Source organism: Alkalibacterium sp., assembly GCF_046484155.1.
Lineage (GTDB): Bacteria > Bacillota > Bacilli > Lactobacillales > Carnobacteriaceae_A > Alkalibacterium.
Genome location: NZ_JAWOBT010000089.1, coordinates 1 through 4,687, shown reverse-complemented (window position 1 = coordinate 4,687; position 4,687 = coordinate 1). Strand labels below are relative to the sequence as shown.

5 protein-coding genes are annotated in these 4,687 nt (G+C 39.3%); 4 read left to right on the top strand and 1 reads right to left on the bottom strand.

What is annotated here, in order from left to right; all coding sequences use genetic code 11:
- Window positions 1-335, bottom strand: a 335-nt coding sequence (locus R6U02_RS06615) for a hypothetical protein (RefSeq protein ID WP_410262826.1), incomplete at its 3' end; no start/stop codon positions are given.
- 1,558 nt (window positions 336-1,893) lie between these two features.
- On the opposite strand from R6U02_RS06615, the gene R6U02_RS06610 reads away from it, so the two are divergent.
- From R6U02_RS06610 to R6U02_RS06595, 4 genes are all read left to right on the top strand, one after another.
- Window positions 1,894-2,739, top strand: coding sequence for an SDH family Clp fold serine proteinase (locus R6U02_RS06610; RefSeq protein WP_410262825.1), 846 nt, complete (start codon window positions 1,894-1,896; stop codon window positions 2,737-2,739).
- 43 nt (window positions 2,740-2,782) lie between these two features.
- The gene (locus tag R6U02_RS06605) at window positions 2,783-3,382 is read left to right on the top strand and encodes a uracil-DNA glycosylase (protein ID WP_410262824.1); all 600 of its coding nucleotides are present in this window, start codon (window positions 2,783-2,785) and stop codon (window positions 3,380-3,382) included.
- 33 nt (window positions 3,383-3,415) lie between these two features.
- The gene (locus R6U02_RS06600; protein ID WP_410262823.1) at window positions 3,416-4,294 is read left to right on the top strand and encodes a helix-hairpin-helix domain-containing protein; all 879 of its coding nucleotides are present in this window, start codon (window positions 3,416-3,418) and stop codon (window positions 4,292-4,294) included.
- Between the two features lie 131 nt (window positions 4,295-4,425).
- The gene (locus R6U02_RS06595; protein ID WP_410262822.1) at window positions 4,426-4,626 is read left to right on the top strand and encodes a hypothetical protein; all 201 of its coding nucleotides are present in this window, start codon (window positions 4,426-4,428) and stop codon (window positions 4,624-4,626) included.
- Window positions 4,627-4,687: the final 61 nt, after the last annotated feature.

Below are 4,687 nucleotides of genomic sequence, written 5' to 3'. Positions count from 1 at the left end.
ATTACAACTGCATAATCACGGGGTATAAAAATATCAAAAATGAATTTCTCGATTAATCCCGGTGCATAGGCTTGATAGGTCGTGGAACCAGAACCGGGAATGAAGATGACGGCGGGTTTCTCAGATGAACCATTTGAAGCAGTGAGGATTTCTGCTTCCAATTTTACATTATCGTTTTCCACGAAAAATGGTTCTTGCAGTAAATTTCGTTCTGCAATAACGTCTTCCCAATTCACCTCGCTTGTGGGCTGTACAATTTGATTGGCTCTATAGGCAAAGAAAAACAAAACAAATAGGAAGACGCCACCAATAATAAAATATGTTTTCTTGTTCATAGCACATGCTCCTATTAATTGTGATTATTATTTCACCTTTTTTTACGTTTACAGATCATAGATTTTCAAACAAGTTAGAGAATAGGATCTTAGATCAAGTTCAGTATATCCTTATGAGCGTCTCAGAGCCAAATACCTTTCGAAAAAATATAAGTATCCAAATTTTATTTGTATTGCATGAAGCAATTATTTTCCCTGTCAACGTTATTAAAAGAAGTCAGTTCAGTAGTTTCGCTTTCAATATATATTTACGATGAATTTGTGATTTAGATTGTTTAACGATCATCTATATGATTAAAGTTGACAATAATCAATTTGGAAACAAACGCCCCATAAAATAGCAAGTGGAGAAAATTGGTACGACATATTGAATTCTTCTTTTAGGAAAAAATTGAGCAAAGGAATTTGTCGAAGTAATTTTACACGCCGGCTGTCGGCAATTGTTTTCCCACCAAACATAACCCGCACACGCTTGGGACAAGAGACTCAATTCTGCATTTCCACATTAAAATGTTTTTGGACTTCAGTTATTTCTTTCATCTTTTCACTCCTTTTTTTAACTTTACCTATAAATTTTTCACATTTCATGGGATAGCACCCAGGGCAATCGCAAAGTCCCTGAAACACCAACATCCCACAACACTACTCTAACTAGCAGTAAAAGGACTTCAGTATATTTCTTGGATTGAATACATTTCATGTGCCAACGGTCAACACAAAGTTAAAGATTTACAAAATGGATCCTCATTACCTTTTCTTTATCCTCTTTTCACTCAATTTAATCAGTTAAAAGATATTATTTTCTTAAAACACGTCGTAGGGGCTCGGCACGAAGTGTCGAGCTTGTGAAGACAAGCCGAGCCATTTGTAAATAATTATGGAAATTGGGTGTCCCAGGGGATAATAAAGGAGCAGATAGACTGGGTAAAGCCAGAGCCCCTTGACGGATTAAAAGTAATCACGTCCTTTGTAGTTTGCTATCCGGTCTCACTGAAGGAAAAACGCCTGACCTACATTTCTTTTCAATTGATATGGGTGTACCCTCACATTTGGGACCACATCTATTAATGAAACCTTCCAATAATCATCAATCAATATTTGGTAAGAATGATTGATTTTCAAGCCCACAATTTAGTTTGCGATTGCCCTGGGATAGCACCACGTCAAAAAATGGATCATTGGGAGCAAAAAATAGTCAGTAATAAAATAACTGCGGCACAGATAATAAGACTGCATAAATTTCCAATGAAAATCCAACTTCTTTTCACAATTACAACAATGACACCAACCCTAGCTTGAGCTCACATGATTCACCTTGATTTAGTATTAATTCAGGAAATAATTATTTTTAAGAGCAAACACATAGCTTCACAAGATGCGATCTGTGACAAATGCCCGATTACAATGTGTTACATAAAGGATGCGAACAATCCCTCAATAATAATATTTTAACTGGGAAAATATTGAATTTTTCTAAAGCTCAGCTTTTTTCAAACCTTACTCTGCTCACATGAAAGTAGATATTGCATATAAAGAATTCAAATTTGTAGGAGGTAACATGAATTTTATTGAGATTTTCTGGATCATATTCGGTGTAATCACACTGCTATCTGTAGTTGTACCAGTTATTCGCATGAAATATCTACAACAAGCCAGGCTGGCCAAATTTAAGCAGCTCGAAGAAAAACGAAAATCCCGCGTCATCAGTCTCATTCACCGTCAGGAGTCGTTGGCGTTTTTAGGTATCCCGATCTTGAGATATCTAACTGTAGACGAATCAGAAAAAATCTTACGAGCCATCCGTAAAACATACCAAGATGTACCCATTGATATGATTTTGCATACACCGGGTGGGTTATTACTGGCCGCTGAACAAATCGCAAATTCTCTCAAAGCTCACAAAGCCAAAGTGACCGTAATCGTCCCACACTATGCTATGTCAGGTGGGACTCTCATCGCATTAGCAGCCAATGAAGTCATTATAGACAAGAATGGCGTCTTAGGTCCCGTTGATCCCCAGTTAAATAACATGCCAGCTGCTTCTATTCTGAGTGTGGTGAGTAAAAAGGACATCAACGAGATTGACGATGAAACCCTTATCATGGCTGACGTGGGTGAAAAAGCCATACAGCAGGTTAAGGACACCATTATTCGCATCGTTAGCGACAAAATGGATCAGGAAAAAGCGAAGGAATTAGCTGAAAAACTTGCCGCTGGTAATTGGACCCATGACTTTCCAATCCGAGTCGAAGAGGCCAAAAAATTGGGGTTGCCAGTCAACACGGAAGTCCCGGAAGAAGTCTATGATCTTATGGAGCTCTACCCACAATCCACTCAACGACGTCCATCGGTTCAATACTTACCCATGCCCCGCCGAAAAGAGGATGAGTCCTCCTCTGAATAACATCTGGCTAAGACACTACAATAGATCAATTCTAAAGAGATAAATGGACAAAAACAATAAAAATCAATTATTGGAACTTGAAAAACAAGTCAATAATTTAGAATCGTCACCTCTTTTTGAGTTCCGACAAGAACAGGGTTACCAACCAGTATTCGGTGAAGGTGATCCCGATGCAGAAATCATGTTCATCGGTGAAGCACCTGGTGCCCAAGAAGCCCAAACTGGCCGTCCCTTTGTTGGCCGTGCGGGGAAAATGTTGGATTCCTTTTTGGAGTCCGTCGACCTAGATCGAGAGGATGTTTATATCACCAATGTTGTCAAGGATCGCCCACCCAATAACCGAAATCCACGAGCAGACGAAATAAATACATACGCTCCTTTCCTGAAGCAAGAAATTGCAATTATCCAGCCAAAGATCATTGCAACATTGGGCAGGTTTGCGACAGATTTTATTTTTGATCTATATAAGATCCCAGCAAAAGGTCAGAAAATGGGTGCGTTACATGGAAAAATATTTAAAGCAGAAAACAGCTCCGGAGAAATCAATATCCTTCCTCTTTATCACCCAGCCGCGATATTCTATAATCGAAACCTACAAGAGACCATGCTAAAAGACTTTCAAAAATTCAAGAAAATTTTGTAATCGGAAAAGTGTTTTGAGTCAAAGGATGATCCTATGCCAATTAATAGACCTTCAAATGAGAAAATTGCAGAACTATTAGATCAAATTGCACACTATTTAGAAATAAAAAATGCTAATCCCTTTCGGATTGAATCCTACCGCGATGCAGCTGAAACTGTACGAACTTCAGATGAGTCCATTGCTAATTTAGCGGTTGATAAAGGTCAATCAGCTCTGGAGGAGTTACCCGACATTGGGGAAGGCATTAGTAGATTAATCTTATCCTATGTAAAAACCGGTCAATCAGATATGCTTCAGCGATTACAAGGGGAGGTTTCACCTGGAGAGCTCTTTAAACAAGTACCCGGTATCGGAGATGAGCTTGGGGAACGCATAGCAGAGGAACTCGATGTCTCAACTTTGGAAGAGTTGGAGCAGGCGGCACATGATGGGCGTCTTGAAAAATTAGAGGGATTCGGATTACGGAAAGTAGAAAATGTCCGGGTTAGTTTAGCAGGCATGCTGAGCGCAGCAACACAACGTTCAATGCGTTTTACAGGATCGGAGAAACCAAAGCAAGAACAACCCAGTATTGCTACTTTGTTAAAAGTTGATCAGGAATATCGAACGAAAGCAAAAGCTGGTGAGCTTCACAAGATTGCACCCAAGCGTTTTAATCCTGAAGGGAAGGCATGGCTGTCAATTTTGAACACGGAACGAGATGGCTGGAAATTTACGGCACTCTACTCCAATACGGCCCGGGCTCACGAATTAGACAAAACCGATGATTGGGTGGTCATATATTATGAACGTGATGGGGAAGAGAATCAAGCCACTGTTGTGACTGAAACTAGCGGCCCTTTAGAGGGGAAGCGTGTCGTTCGGGGCCGTGAGACGGAATGTCTTGAATATTATCAAAATCAAGAAGAATAGAAATTAAGGAACAGCGCATTTTACTGGTATAATTAGTAAAAATAAATAACGCCTTATCCTATCTATTGACAAAAGCTATAAACTTGATACACTTTAACTAGAGTGAAACCAATTTCTGAAAGGATTTTTAGATGGCGTATTCATTTACAAACTCAAAAGGCAAAACCTATTTCTTACACCGCAAAGAACGCTCATCTGCATCCGGCAAAACGTGGGATTTCTTCTTTTTTGCTGGGGATTTACGTCCAGAATTTGCAGTTGATGAAGTACCCGAGGGAAAACACGTTGTTGAAATGGCATCGGGCTTACCCGTTCTGAAGAAAAAAGAATGAACCTTTTCTAAAGGCAGTTCTTTATCAACAAGCGTGAGAAATTCCTGATATCATAAAATTT

What these genes read in the sequence shown, in the direction of transcription:
- R6U02_RS06610 (WP_410262825.1), top strand. Translation starts at nt 1,894, where the DNA reads ATGAATTTTATTGAGATTTTCTGGATCATATTCGGTGTAATCACACTG.
- R6U02_RS06605 (WP_410262824.1), top strand. Translation starts at nt 2,783, where the DNA reads ATGGACAAAAACAATAAAAATCAATTATTGGAACTTGAAAAACAAGTC.
- R6U02_RS06600 (WP_410262823.1), top strand. Translation starts at nt 3,416, where the DNA reads ATGCCAATTAATAGACCTTCAAATGAGAAAATTGCAGAACTATTAGAT.
- R6U02_RS06595 (WP_410262822.1), top strand. Translation starts at nt 4,426, where the DNA reads ATGGCGTATTCATTTACAAACTCAAAAGGCAAAACCTATTTCTTACAC.